The following is a 15,741-nucleotide window of genomic DNA, read 5'->3' on the forward strand; positions in this document are numbered from 1 at the left end:
TTGGAAATGTTTTGATAATTCGTGGCAAATTTGTTAACAAACTGGCGAATAAGAAACCTTTTCACTAGGCGAACGTCTAATAAACGTGGTCATAGATGGATAGGGCTTTTTGCCGTTTTAAAAGTCGCGGTTCTTGCCTGCCAACTCTTGCCCGCATATTATTCAACCCTCAAAGGAGTAAGAGCATGAAATCGCAAAGAAAAGAGATTACCCTGCTGCTGGCGATTCTCGTCTTTATAGCCAGTACGTTCACGGCGCCTGCCGCACAGGCCGTATCAGCAAGTTCGTCCTTAATTTTACTGTATATCGACAAGTCAGAAGCTTTCGTGAATGAGGAGCAGATTCATTTGGATGCTCCGGCTACCATCATTAATGGCAGCACGTTTGTTCCGGCTAAATTCCTCGGGGATACGATGAGTTTCAAAGTAGAGTGGAGCGATATTACGCGAACGATTCAAATGACGCCTTCAGGCTATGATATCGTACTTGATGCTGATCATAAGAAGGTGACTACGAATGGTGTAGATGTACCATTTGATTCGGTAGCAGCCATCGTAGATGGCAAGCTGTTAGTGAAGCTGACCTGGTTGGCGGACTACATGGGTGCGAAATACACGTATAACACGGAGCTGCGTCGTGTAGAAATCGTGCATTTTCAGACACCTGAAGGCATCTACATCGATCAAGACAGCAACTCCCGGCCTGTTGCGAAGTTCGCGACTGCGAAGCCGACATACCGACTTGGAGAGCCTGTGAAATATGTCGATTTGAGCTATGATCCCGATGCCGAAGGCATTGCTTCCTACGACTGGGTTGGCAATAAAGAAGTATTTTTCAAAGCCGGGAAATATCCGGTTACCCTCCAAGTGTCTGATCGTCATGGACATGTGAGCCAAGTTTTCAAAAGCTTTGTCACGGTTACAAATGAGCCTTATCTAAATGAAGTAGAGTATCCGATCTATACGAAGCCGGTTGGCGGGTTCATCAAGTCAGACTGGGGAACGATTTGGTCCCATTTTAACGAAATGGCCGCTCTGCCTAAGAAAGTAACGGAAGTTACTGACCGTAAGCTGTTAGTAAGCGATAGTCCGGAAGAGTTTACGGAGAGAGGGATTCTCTACCAAGATACAATCAACGGCAAAGGCAGACTTTACGCTGATCATATTAATGGCACGAAGCAGAAAATGACCATGGCGATTTTCGCAACCAATAACAGCGATAAGCCGATTACGATCCAAACGACGAACAAAGGCGAGGTTTACCCTTCGGTCTATGCCAATTTGATTGGCAGTGAGGCGTCCGTAGATTTCTTGCTGAACAATGTTTATGATCAGAAACTGACCGTACCTCCACACCAAACGTATGTGTATGCGAAGTTGCCGGATTTCTATCCAGGCCAAGGCGTGAACTTGTTCTATGATATTGAAACCGATGGAGAGCTGCAGATTTCGTTCGCGGTTACTGATCTGAAGCTGACGCCGACTACGGTTCAGGAACTGCCTTTGTTGGGTTACACGGGCCATGTTCGGGGATCGTTCCCGGTTTCGGAGATCAAATGGGATATAGATGCGACATCCTTTAACAAGACATCCGTGCTATCGATTGGGGATAACAAAACGGATCCGTTCGTCAAGGGATATGACGTGATGAGGAAGCAGAATGTAGAAAACGGCGGCAACTACGGCGTCGTGTACAAGATTCATGCTGATAAACCGCGCAAGATGGCTGTTATGATCATGGCCAAAGGCGGTGTCTTCAAAGGACCGTTCAAAATTAACGGGGAAATCATCCCGGTTCCAGCCTCGGGCGTTATCACGGCGTTCGACGGCATGGAAGTGCTTGCGCGCACGACAGGCAAGGAAGACGCGTTGGATATCGAGTTTACGCCGCCGGCGGGCTCGGCATTTCCAATCGATCTAATTTTCTATCCGTTGGATGAAAAAAAATAAATTGTGTTTTAGAGCAGGAGGGCGCTTAAGGCGCTCTCTTTTTAGTAGGAAACATACGTCGTCAGGTATGTGTGTATGAAGAGCTCGCAGAGCGGAGAGATTCCGTACGCATCGTGTGGCACGAGCATTTGGCAGGATGGGCGTAGAAGATCCGGAAGTGCCACAGCGGTTTGGCGTATTGAAATACCACCTCGATCTGCGAGTGAACGTCTTTTTGTACGGATGAGCGGAACGTAGGTGCGTTAAGAGGCGGTGTTTTCGGTTGTAGGGACGTTTCGCGGAACTACCGTACCTTATGAGCAGGAAATGCTGGGTTCTAGGCACGTTTTCGCTCATTTAACGCACCCTAGTTCCTCTTCAGGGGGAGAAAAGGGGCGTTGCCGTGGAATAAGGCATCGTAGTTCCGTCGATAACGCTGTGCATGGGGAACAGGCGGTCCGGCAGTACCTCCTCGGTTTTCTTGCGAAGCATGCGGAGGCCGAAATGTATCCGGTATTCTGCCATTATCCTGACGTCGCTTGTGTTCCCGTTCATGCATGTAGCACCGGCAAACCCTCAATTGTGGCATTGGATTTAAGCACAGTCTCTAACGTAGTTGCAGCGTATACGATCGTCGGGATGTAAGCCGTTTTGGGGCAAAATAAAAACACTGACGCTCTGCATAATGCTGAGGTCAGTGTTTTTATTAGTTACACGCGCTCAATGACTTTGTCGATGAGTCCGTATTCGGCCGCTTCCGCAGCACTCATGAAATTATCGCGATCTGTGTCCTTCTCAATCCGCTCAAACGTTTGTCCTGTGCGTTCCGCAAGGATTGTGTTCAGGTTGTCTCTCATCTTCAAAATGCGCTTCGCGCGAATCTCGATGTCTGAAGCTTGCCCCTCAGCGCCGCCGAGCGGTTGGTGGATCATGACTTCACTATTCGGGAGCGCAAAGCGCTTGCCTTTGGCGCCTGCAGTAAGCAGGAAAGCGCCCATGGAAGCAGCCATGCCGACGCAAATCGTGGATACGTCCGGTTTAATGAATTGCATCGTGTCAAAGATCGCCATACCGGCTGTGATGGAACCACCTGGGCTGTTGATGTAGAGGCTGATATCTTTATCAGGATCTTGTGCGGCCAGGAAAAGCAGCTGGGCAATGATGGAATTGGCGACAACATCGTTAACGCCAGTGCCGAGGAAAATGATGCGGTCCTTCAGCAATCGGGAGTAGATGTCATACCCTCTTTCACCGCGCGCGTCCTGTTCTACGACCATAGGGATAAAACTCATGAGAATTACCTCCTTCAATGGGTACATGGTTCAAATGGTTGATGCGTATACTATTAACAGTATCTACAAGTATGATAACGAAAAAACGTCCAAAGGTCAAGAAAGGTCAAACTAACGGCAAAAAAAATCAGTTTTTCAACTGATTTCCTTCATCGTGGACGCGCCCGAAGGGAATCGAACCCCTATCTCAGGCTCCGGAGGCCTACGTCATATCCATTGGACCACGGGCGCATGGCTATTAAAAAAGCGAAGCAAGGGTTATTATAAGACAGCTGTAGGAAAAAAGCAAGGACGTAAGCCTTTTCAGTATTATTTGACGAAAAAGTTTGAACAATTGTTGAATCTCGGCAAGAGATTGGTTATAATAAGCGTGTAAGGAAATTTTTTTTCGTCCGGGTGGGACGTAAAATGTATACCCGGGACATAAAACGTCCAATACACGGGATCAGGAGCGTTGTCGTCGTCATATGAGAGAAATTCTTGACATTCAGAAACAGCTCTTGCCAGATTTAATGGACACTATGAAAAAACGCTACTCGATCCTGCGGCATATATTGGTTTCCGGTGTCGTAGGCCGAAGGACGTTGGCCTCTTCGTTGGATATGACAGAGCGCGTGCTTCGCGGCGAGGTCGATTTCCTCAAAGAGCAAGGCTTGCTTGAGACCGATGCAACCGGCATGAAGATCAGCGAGTCCGGCCTTCAATTGCTGGAAGCGATGGAGCCGATCATTAAGCTGGCTTTTGGCTTGACGGACTTGGAAGAGAGCATTCGCCAGGCGTTCGGGATTGCACAAGTCACTGTCGTCCCTGGAGACTCCGATGTTTCCTCGTTTACGAAGAAAGAACTCGGACGAGCGGGAGCGGCGGCGCTTCGCAAGTATGTAGCCAAAGACGATATCATCGCTGTAACCGGCGGATCGACCATGGCGCAGATTGCAAACAGCTTAGCGATTTCGTCTCGCATGAAAGGAAGCTGGTTCGTACCGGCACGCGGAGGGCTTGGCGAAAGCGTGGATATGCAGGCGAATACGATAGCTTCTATTATGGCTAAGAAGACTGGCGGGAAATACAGATTACTGCATGTTCCGGATCATCTTGGCGAGGAAGCGTACCAATCGCTCATTCAGGATCCCCAGATTCGTGAAGTTGTGGAAGCTGTACGCAGTTGTCGCATCGTTGTACACGGAATCGGAGATGCTATGGTCATGGCTCGCAGACGCAAGGTCGATAGCGAGACGACGCGCAGCCTACAAGCTGATGGCGCTCTAGCGGAAGCATTCGGGTACTATTTTGACCGACAAGGGAATGTGGTTCACAAGATGCCGACGGTGGGACTTCGACTCGAAGACCTGCAGCGCACTGAAGTGGTGATTGGCGTGGCTGGCGGCAAGAGCAAAGGGGAAGCGATCGCTTCTGTGCTCCGTCACGGACAGGAGAAGGTGCTGGTGACTGACGAGGCAGCCGCATTGGAAATCATGAAGCATGTCTAAGACATCATGACGTAAGTCTTCTAGACTTCGTCTTGAAATATTATTTTTTTAATCTTAGGAGGAATTGGCTATGACAACAAAAGTAGGTATTAATGGTTTCGGACGTATTGGTCGTAACGTGTTTCGCGCAGCTTTGAACAACTCTGACGTACAAATCGTTGCAGTTAACGATCTGACAGACGTTAAAACACTGGCTCACTTGCTCAAATATGACACAACTCACGGTAAACTAGACGCTACAGTTGAAGCTGGCGAAGGCGAATTGATCGTTAACGGCCGTTCCATCAAGGTTTTTGCTGAGCGTGACCCTGGGAACCTGCCTTGGGCATCTGTAGGCGCAGAAATCGTTATCGAATCCACTGGTATTTTCACAGCGAAAGAAAAAGCAGCCCTTCACTTGAAAGGCGGAGCTAAGAAAGTTATCATTTCCGCTCCAGCTTCCGACGAAGATATCACAATCGTACTTGGCGTTAACGAAGATAAATACGATCCAGCAGCTCACACAATTATCTCCAATGCTTCTTGTACAACAAACTGTCTGGCTCCTTTCGCGAAAGTTATCAACGATAGCTTCGGTATCGTAAAAGGTATGATGACAACTGTTCACTCTTACACAAATGACCAATCCGTACTTGACGTTCCTCATAAAGATCTTCGCCGTGCTCGCGCAGCAGCTGAGAACATCATTCCTTCAAGCACTGGCGCAGCAAAAGCAATCGGTCTGGTTCTGCCAGAATTGAAAGGCAAATTGAACGGTATGGCAATGCGTGTTCCTACACCTAACGTATCCGTAACAGATTTGGTTGTTGAATTGAAAGTTAACGTAACTGTTGACGAAGTAAACGCAGCTTTGAAAGCAGCTTCCGAAGGCCCTCTTAAAGGCATTCTGAACTATACAGAAGATGCGCTTGTATCCAGCGACTTCAACGGAGATCCAGCTTCCTCCACAATCGACGCTTTGTCCACAATGGTAGTTGGCGACAACATGCTGAAAGTGGTTTCCTGGTACGATAACGAGTGGGGCTACTCCAACCGTGTAGTTGACTTGGTAGCTTTCATCGCAAAAAAAGGTCTGTAATTCATAATTAGCAAACTTGTATAAAGAGGAGAAGCGATTCTCCTCTTTATGTGCGATTTTACCTATAAATGTTCAGGAGGCGTTTGACCATGAATAAGAAAAGTGTTCGCGATGTTGAAGTAGCTGGTAAAAGAGTATTTGTCCGCGTTGATTTCAACGTTCCTTTGGAAAATGGACAAATTACAGACGATACACGGATCAGAGAAACGCTGCCTACGATTAAGTTCTTAGTAAAGGAAGGCGCTAAGGTCATTCTTGCTGCACATTTTGGACGTCCTAATGGTCAAGTTGTTGAAGAGCTTCGCTTGACGCCAGTTGCTGTGAAATTGGCGGAGCTTCTCGGTCAAAACGTAATCAAAGCGGATCAATCCGTTGGCGAAATCGTGAAAGCACAAGTGGATGCGCTTGAAAATGGCGATGTTCTTTTGCTTGAAAACGTTCGTTTCAACGAAGGTGAAGAGAAGAATGATCCAGAGTTGGCGAAAGCTTTCGCTGATCTGGCTGACTTGTTCGTGAATGATGCTTTTGGTGCTGCTCACCGTGCACATGCTTCGACTGCAGGCATCGCAGCGTATATTCCAGCTGTTTCCGGCCTTTTGATGGAGAAAGAGCTTGATGTTCTAGGCAAAGCGCTGAACAACCCAGAGCGTCCTTTCACAGCTATCGTTGGCGGATCCAAAGTAAAAGACAAAATTGCTGTCATTGAGAACCTCCTGAACATTGCAGATAACGTCCTTATTGGCGGAGGTCTGTCCTATACATTCTTGAAAGCACAAGGCTATGAAATCGGTAAATCGCTTCTGGACAATTCGAAGCTTGATTTGGCACTTAGCTTTATTGAAAAAGCAAAAGAAAAAGGTGTGAACTTCCTGCTTCCGGTGGATATCGTGGTGGCTGATAAATTCAGTGCTGATGCGAACGTGCAAATCGTTGACATCGACGGCATTCCTGCTGGTTGGGAAGGCATTGACATCGGACCGAAAACGCGTGAACTTTATGCAGACGTTATCGCAAAATCCAAACTGGTTGTTTGGAACGGACCGATGGGCGTATTCGAAATCGAGCCTTTCTCTCACGGTACGCTTGCAGTAGCGCAAGCGTGTGCAACGACGGATGGTTACACCGTTATCGGTGGTGGTGATTCCGCTGCCGCAACAGAGAAATTCCATTTGGCTGAGCAAATGAACCATATGTCCACAGGCGGCGGCGCTTCCTTGGAATTCATGGAAGGCAAAGCATTGCCAGGCGTAGTGGCCTTGAACGATAAATAGTTTCGGCGATGCCAGTTTTTCTGGCGAAAACAGAGCACATGCTTACGAAGTCAGTTTTTCTGGCGAAAAACTTTTAGGAGGTTCCACCCATGAGCAGAACACCCATTATCGCGGGTAACTGGAAAATGTTCAAAACCGTTTCCGAAGCCGTTAGTTTCGTGAACGAAGTAAAAGGCAGCACGGTAGAAGGTGTAGAGAGCGTAATCTGCTCTCCGTTCACGAACCTGCCTGCACTGGTTGAAGCTGCGAAAGGCACATCCCTTCATGTAGGCGCACAAAACCTGCACTTCGAAGACAATGGCGCATTCACAGGCGAAATCAGCGGCGTGATGTTGAAAGACCTTGGTGTAGAGTACGTTATCATCGGTCACTCCGAGCGTAGAGCTTACTTCGCTGAGTCCGACGAGATCGTGAACAAAAAAGTCGCAGCCGCGTTCAAACACGGCTTGACTCCGATCCTGTGCGTTGGCGAGAAGTTGGAAGAGCGTGAAGCAGGCCAAACCAAAGACGTTTGCAAAGTGCAAACGGAAGCGGCTTTCCAAGGCCTTAGTGCAGAGCAAGCGGCGCAAGTCGTTATCGCTTATGAGCCTATTTGGGCGATTGGCACTGGTAAATCCTCCACAGCTGAAGATGCACAAGATGTTATCGGCTACATCCGTCAGCTGGTGAGCGGTCTATACGGCACATCCGTAGCAGATGCAGTTCGCATCCAATACGGCGGCAGCGTGAAGCCGAACAACATTGCCGAGTACATGGCACAGCCTGACATCGACGGCGCGCTTGTAGGCGGAGCGAGCTTAGAGCCTGCTTCCTACATCCAACTCGTCCAGGGGGCGAAGTAACATGTCCAGACCCAAACCGGTAGCACTCATCATTCTCGATGGCTTCGGACTGCGCTCGGAAGAGCAGGGAAATGCGGTTGCTCATGCGAAAAAACCAAACTACGACCGTTATTGGTCGACCTATCCACATACAACCTTGACTGCTTGCGGCGAGGCCGTAGGTTTGCCGGAAGGCCAGATGGGGAACTCTGAAGTAGGACACTTGAACATCGGTGCAGGCCGCACTGTGTATCAAGATTTGACTCGGATTTCGAAATCGATTCGTGACGGCGAATTTTACGACAACGAAACGTTGGTAGGCGCTGTACGTCATGCCAAAGAGAATGGCAAGAAGCTTCATCTGTACGGCTTGCTGTCCGATGGCGGCGTACACAGCCACATTCAGCATTTATTCGCGCTTCTTGATTTGGCGAAAAAGGAGCAGCTCGACGATGTGTACATCCACGCGTTCCTGGATGGCCGCGACGTAGCGCCTGATTCCGCGAGAAGTTACATGGAAAGCTTGCTGAACAAGATCTCGGAAGTCGGCGTAGGCAAGATTGCGACCGTTCAAGGCCGCTACTACGCAATGGATCGCGACAAGCGCTGGGAGCGTACGGAGAAATCCTACCGCGCCATGGTGTATGGCGATGGCCCATCCTACTCCGATCCAATGAAAGCGATCATTGAATCCTACGAGAAATCTGTTTTTGACGAATTTGTCATGCCAACGGTTATCGTCGGTGAAGATGGAAAACCTGTAGGACTTGTAGAGTCAGGCGACGCGATGGTATTTTTCAACTTCCGTCCTGACCGTGCGATCCAGCTTTCTCAAGTATTCACGAACGAAGATTTCCAAGGTTTCGATCGTGGGGACAAAGCTCCGAAAAACCTCTACTACGTTTGTCTGACGTTGTTCAGTGAATCCGTAGACGGTTTCGTAGCGTATAAACCTAAAAACCTTGATAACACGCTCGGTGAAGTGCTTGCTCAGAACAATCTGAAGCAGCTTCGCGCAGCCGAGACAGAGAAATATCCGCACGTAACCTTCTTCTTCAGCGGTGGTCGTGATAAGGAATTACCTGGTGAAACCCGTCTGCTCATTCCTTCACCGAAGGTTGCTACTTATGACTTGAAGCCTGAGATGAGCGCTTACGAGCTAGCGGATGCCGTTGTACAGGAAATTGAAGCGGAGCGTCAAGATGTGATCATTTTGAACTTTGCGAATCCAGACATGGTCGGTCACTCCGGACTTCTGGAGCCAACCGTTAAAGCAATCGAGGCAACAGACGAGTGCTTAGGCAAAGTTGTGGATGCTATCATCGCCAAAGGCGGCGTGGTCTGCATTACAGCGGATCATGGCAATGCGGACGTTGTTACGAATCCGGATGGGACACGCAACACGGCGCATACGACGAATCCTGTGCCTTTCATTGTGACGGACAAATCTGTTACACTAAGAGATGGCGGAATTTTGGCAGATATTGCCCCGACAATGCTAGACTTCTTGGAAGTACAGCAACCGGAGCAAATGACCGGAGCCACGATCCTTAAACGATAATCCTCATAAGGATATTCGAACCACATATTATAAAAGGAGTGTTTTCTAACAATGACTATTATTTCTGATGTTTACGCACGCGAAGTTCTAGACTCCCGCGGTAACCCGACTGTAGAGGTAGAAGTATACCTGGAATCCGGCGCTTTCGGCCGTGCAATCGTCCCTTCAGGCGCTTCCACAGGCGCATACGAAGCTGTTGAGCTTCGTGATGGTGACAAAGGCCGTTACCTTGGCAAAGGCGTTCTGAAAGCCGTTGACAACGTGAACGAAATTATCGCTCCAGAAATCATTGGATTAGACGCTCTTGATCAAGTCGGCATCGACAACAAAATGATCGAGCTTGACGGTACGCCTAACAAAGCAAAATTAGGCGCTAACGCTATTCTTGCTGTATCCATGGCTGTTGCTCGTGCAGCGGCTGACGCATTGGATGTTCCTTTGTATGTATACCTGGGCGGATTCAACGCGAAAACTCTTCCAGTTCCAATGATGAACATCATTAACGGCGGCGCGCATGCGGACAACAACGTTGACGTTCAAGAGTTCATGGTTCTGCCAGTTGGAGCACCTACGTTTAAAGAAGCTCTTCGCATTGGCGCAGAAATCTTCCACAGCTTGAAATCCGTTCTGAAAGATAAAGGCTTGAACACAGCAGTTGGCGACGAAGGCGGATTCGCTCCTAACTTCACATCCAACGAAGAAGCCATCACTACCATCCTTACAGCTATCGAAAAAGCCGGTTACAAACCAGGTGTTGACGTATTCTTGGGTATGGACGTTGCTTCCACAGAATTCTTCAAAGATGGCAAATACGTGTTGGAAGGCGAAGGCAAATCCTTCACATCCGCTGAGTGGGTTGACTTCCTTGCTGCATGGGTTGATAAATACCCAATCATCACAGTGGAAGACGGCTGTTCCGAAGACGATTGGGAAGGTTGGAAATTGCTTACTGAGAAATTGGGCAGCAAAGTTCAACTGGTTGGTGACGATTTGTTCGTTACGAACACAGAGCGTCTTTCCACAGGTATCGAGCAAAACATCGGTAACTCCATCTTGGTTAAAGTGAACCAAATTGGTACACTGACTGAAACTTTCGATGCAATTGAAATGGCTAAACGCGCTGGTTACACAGCGGTTATTTCCCACCGTTCCGGTGAGAGCGAAGACAGCACAATCGCTGACATCGCTGTTGCTACGAATGCTGGTCAAATCAAAACAGGTGCTCCATCCCGTACAGACCGCGTAGCGAAGTACAACCAATTGCTTCGCATCGAAGACGAGCTTCACTCTGTAGCTCAATACGCTGGTAAAAAAGCGTTCTACAACTTGAGAAACTTCAAGTAAGCTTCTGCACGACATAGGGATCTTTGGACGGAGTTCAAAGTCTCTCCGATAAATTAAATACACGACCGAGAGGGGATTCGCGGCTATGAGCAACTGGTTGAAAACTATTTTATTTATAATAGGTTCAGCTGTGCTTACTCACATGCCGCTGATCCCCTCCTCATTTTTCCGGAATCTCGATACGATGGTTCATGAGTTTGGTCATGCCGTTATGACGCTGGCACTATCGGGTAAAGTGATGTATATCGAGCTCTACGCTAACCATAGTGGCGTGACTTACTCATCCATGGCGAAGTCTTGGGCGATTCTGCCTGTATCTTTAGCGGGTTATTTCACAGCATCCTCATTCGCTTGGTTCCTCTTCTCGGCCTATGCCAGAGGACAGCAGAGAATCGGACTTCAGGTTATGACGGTATTAGCCGTTCTTTCCCTTATACTTTTCGTACGCAATATGTTCGGCGTGACTTGGCTTATCGGATTTATTGTCTTGACGATTATTGTGCTGGCTCTGACCCCGAAATGGTTGCGTGACTTTTATTATCTGCTGATTGCGTTCATCTGCTTGGAAGAATCCGTATTCGGACCATTTTCTTTGATGATATATGCGATACAAAGCTCCCGCAGCGCGGGGGACGCAACGAATCTGGCACTGCAAACCGGCGTTCCTGCAATTGTGTGGGCGGCTATTTTCACGTTGTTCGCGTTATGGTGCGCTAAGCAGGCCGTTCAAGCTTTTCTGGGGCGGAAGAAGGGGGCAAGAGCTTCCAAGTCTCAAACGCCAGCTTCCTCTTATCGGGAGTAGCAGGAGTTATCTTGTTTTTTGGGACAAACTGTGTTAAAATACTCATGCTAGTTGTATAGGCAAAGTTCAGGCAATTGGGGTGCTCACATGGTAATCTTTATGAAAATTTTGTTGATCATAGCTTCGCTCGGATTGATTGCGATTGTACTGCTGCAAAAAGGTAAAAGCGCAGGCTTGTCCGGTGCGATTTCTGGCGGTGCTGAACATCTATTCGGTAAGCAAAAAGCGCGCGGTTTGGAATTATTGCTGTCCCGTGCAACAATGGGGCTTGCTGCTGCATTTTTCATTCTTTCAATTGTCGTAGCATACGTAGTGAAGGGCTAACACACATAAAACGATAGCAGCAGGGGAACTATACTCCTGCTGTTTTTTCATTTTATACAGCCATTCACGTGGTTGGTAACTGACATTGCTTCGCGCATGTTACAGTTGCAGCCTAGGTAGGAGATGGACGCCATGGAAAAGAGAGTATATAAGTCGACAGACCCTTTCTTTTGGCAAGGCAGCGGAACGAACCGTGAGATGGGCATTCTGATGGTTCATGGATTCACAGGCTCGCCTTCGGAATTCAGACGAATTGGATATGAATTGCAGGATGAAGGATATACCGTTAATGCGGTAAGACTCCCCGGACATGGGACAACCCCTGAAGAAATGATACGAACCGGATGGACGGATTGGTATGGGCATGTGCTGGAGAGCCACGACTCGCTTGCCGCGGTGTGCAAAAGCGTCGTTGTTATGGGACACTCGATGGGCGGTCTTTTAGCCTTGAAGTTAGCGGTGGAACGTCATGTTACTGGCGTCATATCGCTCGCTACGCCAATATTTCTGGCAACGAGAAAGATCGTGCTGGCGTCGTTGCTGCAGCATTTTATCGAGTATTTGGAAAAGAAACCCAAACAAATCCCCACTTTGTTAGATGAGTCATGTGCTTATACCAAAACGCCGATTCGCTGTGTCGTTAGTTTGCGTAAACTATTAAAGCAAGTGAAAAGTCTTCTGCCTCAAGTAGAGGCTCCAATTTGGATCGGACAAGGAACGAGGGACGCCGTTGTACGGCAGGAAAGTGCTGCATTTCTACATCAACAGACTCGGTCCGAAGTGAAAGAAATTCATTATTATCCGCAGTCGTCGCATGGGCTGCTGCTGGATCACGAGAGAGAGCAAATCTACGCGGATATTTCGTTGTTTATCCAGTCCCTTAAGGTGGAAGACTATCGGATAAGGGAATCGGCAACAGCGGCGGATAGAAGCTAGGCTCAACAACAACAAGAAGGTGAAGATTGGATGACAACAACGAAAGAAGTACTAAATTTTATGCAAGAAACGGCTTATAAGCCGATGACGTACCAGGAGCTTGAAAAGCATTTTAATATTGGGAATGCGATGGATTTCAAAGATTTCCTGAAAATATTGAATGGCTTGGAGCAGGAAGGTCTTATTCTGCGCACACGCAACGATCGCTACGGCGTGCCGGAGCGGATGAACTTACTGCGAGGCAAGCTGCAGGCGCATGCCAAAGGGTTCGGGTTTCTGATTCCTGATGATCGAGAGCACCCGGATGTGTATATTAATGCGAATGATATGAATACGGCGATGAACGGAGATATCATTCTCGTAAGGATTACCTCCAAGAGCCAGGGCGGCGGCCGGATGGAAGGCGAGGTTGTGCGGGTTGTTACCCGAGCCAATACACAGATTGTTGGTATTTTCCAAAGCCAGGAAACCTATGCGTTCGTGATCCCGGATGATAAGCGGGTTTCGCGGGATATTTTCATTCCTCAGCATGCTTTCATGGGTGCGGTGACGGGTCAGAAAGTCGTGGTCAAGCTCGTTAACTATCCAGAAGGGCGTGCGGCTGCGGAAGGGGAAGTCATTGAAATCTTGGGCCATAAGGATGACCCAGGCGTTGATATTTTAGCGATTGTACGTAAATTCCAGCTGCCGGAAGCATTCCAGGAGGAAGTTGTGCTGGAGGCGGAAGCGGCTCCTGATTCCATCACAGAGGATGAGATCAAGGATCAGGGACGACGGGATCTCAGGGATAAAAGAATTGTCACCATCGATGGTGAGGATGCTAAGGACTTGGATGATGCGGTCAATGTAGAGCTGCTAGAGAATGGCAACTATGTGCTGGGCGTTCATATTGCCGATGTGAGCTACTATGTGCGGGAAGGCTCTGCGTTAGATCAGGAAGCGTATAACCGCGGCTGCTCGGTTTATTTGACGGATCGTGTGATTCCTATGTTGCCACACCGCCTTTCGAACGGGATCTGTTCGTTGAATCCGCGTGTGGATCGGCTGACAATGTCCTGCGAGATGGAATTTGATGAGCAATTGAATGTGGTCAGGCATGATATATTTACAAGTGTGATTCGGACTAGCGAGCGGATGACGTACACGAATGTGCGAAAGCTGTTGACAGGCGAAGCGGAGCCGGAGCTTGTGGAACGGTATGCCTATTTGATGGACGACTTTAAGATGATGGAAGACTTGTCTAAACGGCTGCGCGGCAGACGGATGAAGCGGGGAGCGATTGATTTTGACTTTGAGGAGTCCAAAATTATTGTCGATCCTGAAGGCAAGGCTACGGACATTGTAAAAAGAGAGCGTTCAGTCGCTGAAATGATGATCGAAGAGTTCATGCTAGCTGCGAATGAAACCGTTGCCGAGCATTTCCATTGGATGAAGGTTCCGTTCCTGTACCGGATCCATGAGGACCCCGATGCCGAGAAGCTGATGCATTTCATGGAGTTCATTACGAATTTCGGATATACGGTGCGTGGAAAAGGGAACACGGTTCATCCTCGTGCTTTGCAAACCTTATTGGAAGAAATTAAGGGGACGCCAGAAGAAACGGTCGTCAGCAAAGTGATGCTTCGTTCGATGAAGCAGGCTCGTTACGATGCGCAAAGCTTGGGCCATTTTGGACTGGCGGCTGAATTCTATTCTCACTTTACGTCACCGATCAGACGTTATCCGGATTTGATCATTCACCGCGTCATTCGCGAAGTGCTGGAAAGCGGCTCGTTGACGGATAAGCGTACAGAATATCTTGCGTCGCGGATGGATGATATTGCACGTCAATCTTCGGAGCGTGAACGTGTTGCGGTTGACGCAGAGCGTGAGACTGAAGCTCTGAAGAAGGCCGAGTATATGCTAGATAAAGTCGGCGAGGAATTTGAAGGCATCATATCCAGCGTAACGAACTTTGGTATTTTCGTGGAGCTGGATAATACGGTTGAGGGCTTGATCCGCCTTAGCGATCTAACCGATGACTATTACCACTATCACGAGATGCAGCATGCTTTAATTGGCGAGCGTACGTCCAAAATATATCGCATTGGTGATGAAGCCAAAGTTCGCGTTGCCCGTGTAAATATGGATGAGCGTACGATTGATTTTGAAATGGTTGATATGAAGGCGCGCAGCAGCAAACCGAACTTTGCAAGAAAAGGGAATATGCAAGGGTTCAAAGGCACAGGCGGTGGAGATCGCGGTCGTAATGGCGGTGCCAGTCGTGGCGGAAAAGCCGGCGGATCCGGCAAACCCGGTAAGGGTGGCTTTGGCGGTAAAGGGAAGGCTGGCGGCAAAACCGGTGGCGGGAACGGCGCAAGCAGTGGCAGAGGCAATAGTGCTGCGAGGGCAACTGAAGAGCGTGGGAAGGGCAGAGGCGGCAGTGCTTCGAGAACAGCGGAAGAGAGAGGGCGGTTCAAAGGCGACAATCTGAGCGCTCGATTGGAGGCTGTCGGTGCTGGGCGGACCGAAGGCAGGAGCTCGAACGCTGACGCAGATGGCGCTGGCCAAGAAAGCGGTAAAAAAGGAAGTCGCAGAGGTGGTCGTGGCGAAGGCGGCGGCGCCGCAGGCCAAAACGGAGGCTTCGGCGCGAGAGGCGGGCGTAAGCGTGGCAAGGGCGGCGGAGGTGCCGCAGGCCAAAGCGGGGGCTTCGGTGCAAGAGCCGATGGTGGAAACTCGGCAGGTCAAAGCGAAGGCTTTGGTGCGAGAACTGGAGGCAAGCGTGGCGAAGGCGGATCGCCTGCTGCGGGTGGCAGTGATTGGGCGAGCGGCGTGAACGCGCTCGCCAAGGGCGGTCGCCGTCGGAGCGATGACGGCGGAAGTGGCGGCAGCAAGAAGCGGCGGACTTAGTCGCC

At 49.1% G+C, this 15,741-nt stretch carries 12 protein-coding genes and 1 tRNA gene; 11 read left to right on the forward strand and 2 right to left on the reverse strand.

Features of this window, described 5'->3' with window-relative positions; genetic code table 11:
- Positions 1-185 precede the first annotated feature (185 nt).
- On the forward strand, positions 186-1,949 hold the full coding sequence (locus tag ABRS97_RS24335) for a copper amine oxidase N-terminal domain-containing protein (protein ID WP_367818317.1): 1,764 nt from the start codon (positions 186-188) through the stop codon (positions 1,947-1,949).
- A gap of 689 nt (positions 1,950-2,638) precedes the next feature.
- Here the strand turns inward: ABRS97_RS24335 and clpP are convergent.
- The gene (clpP, locus tag ABRS97_RS24340) at positions 2,639-3,220 is read right to left on the reverse strand and encodes an ATP-dependent Clp endopeptidase proteolytic subunit ClpP (protein ID WP_367818319.1); all 582 of its coding nucleotides are present in this window, start codon (positions 3,218-3,220) and stop codon (positions 2,639-2,641) included.
- Positions 3,221-3,379: 159 nt separating this feature from the next.
- Positions 3,380-3,451 (reverse strand) — tRNA-Arg (locus ABRS97_RS24345).
- A gap of 236 nt (positions 3,452-3,687) precedes the next feature.
- On the opposite strand from ABRS97_RS24345, the gene ABRS97_RS24350 reads away from it, so the two are divergent.
- From ABRS97_RS24350 to rnr, 10 genes are all read left to right on the forward strand, one after another.
- Positions 3,688-4,710 (forward strand): sugar-binding transcriptional regulator, encoded by a 1,023-nt coding sequence (locus tag ABRS97_RS24350; protein WP_367818320.1) that lies wholly within the window; start codon positions 3,688-3,690, stop codon positions 4,708-4,710.
- A 70-nt stretch (positions 4,711-4,780) separates the two neighbouring features.
- On the forward strand, positions 4,781-5,788 hold the full coding sequence (gene gap / locus ABRS97_RS24355; protein ID WP_367818321.1) for a type I glyceraldehyde-3-phosphate dehydrogenase: 1,008 nt from the start codon (positions 4,781-4,783) through the stop codon (positions 5,786-5,788).
- Between the two features lie 89 nt (positions 5,789-5,877).
- Complete coding sequence (locus ABRS97_RS24360; RefSeq protein WP_367818323.1) at positions 5,878-7,059, forward strand: phosphoglycerate kinase; 1,182 nt, start codon at positions 5,878-5,880, stop codon at positions 7,057-7,059.
- 89 nt (positions 7,060-7,148) lie between these two features.
- Positions 7,149-7,901 (forward strand): triose-phosphate isomerase, encoded by a 753-nt coding sequence (tpiA, locus tag ABRS97_RS24365; protein ID WP_367818325.1) that lies wholly within the window; start codon positions 7,149-7,151, stop codon positions 7,899-7,901.
- 1 nt (position 7,902) lies between these two features.
- A complete protein-coding gene (gene gpmI / locus ABRS97_RS24370) occupies positions 7,903-9,441 on the forward strand; it encodes a 2,3-bisphosphoglycerate-independent phosphoglycerate mutase (RefSeq protein ID WP_367818326.1) in 1,539 nt (512 codons plus the stop codon).
- Positions 9,442-9,492: 51 nt separating this feature from the next.
- Positions 9,493-10,785, forward strand: coding sequence for a phosphopyruvate hydratase (eno, locus tag ABRS97_RS24375; RefSeq protein WP_367818327.1), 1,293 nt, complete (start codon positions 9,493-9,495; stop codon positions 10,783-10,785).
- 85 nt (positions 10,786-10,870) lie between these two features.
- Positions 10,871-11,587: a M50 family metallopeptidase gene (locus ABRS97_RS24380; RefSeq protein WP_367818329.1), complete on the forward strand. Its 717-nt coding sequence runs from the start codon at positions 10,871-10,873 to the stop codon at positions 11,585-11,587.
- Between the two features lie 87 nt (positions 11,588-11,674).
- Positions 11,675-11,911, forward strand: a complete 237-nt coding sequence (gene secG / locus ABRS97_RS24385; protein WP_367818331.1) for a preprotein translocase subunit SecG — start codon at positions 11,675-11,677, stop codon at positions 11,909-11,911.
- A 132-nt stretch (positions 11,912-12,043) separates the two neighbouring features.
- The gene (locus ABRS97_RS24390; RefSeq protein ID WP_367818332.1) at positions 12,044-12,847 is read left to right on the forward strand and encodes an alpha/beta hydrolase; all 804 of its coding nucleotides are present in this window, start codon (positions 12,044-12,046) and stop codon (positions 12,845-12,847) included.
- Positions 12,848-12,877: 30 nt separating this feature from the next.
- Positions 12,878-15,736 carry a ribonuclease R gene (rnr, locus tag ABRS97_RS24395; RefSeq protein WP_367818334.1) on the forward strand — a complete coding sequence of 953 codons (2,859 nt, stop codon included), beginning with the start codon at positions 12,878-12,880 and terminating at the stop codon, positions 15,734-15,736.
- The last annotated feature ends 5 nt before the right edge of the window (positions 15,737-15,741 follow it).

This window comes from Paenibacillus tabacirhizosphaerae, from assembly GCF_040812395.1.
In the GTDB taxonomy this organism is placed as follows: domain Bacteria; phylum Bacillota; class Bacilli; order Paenibacillales; family NBRC-103111; genus Paenibacillus_E.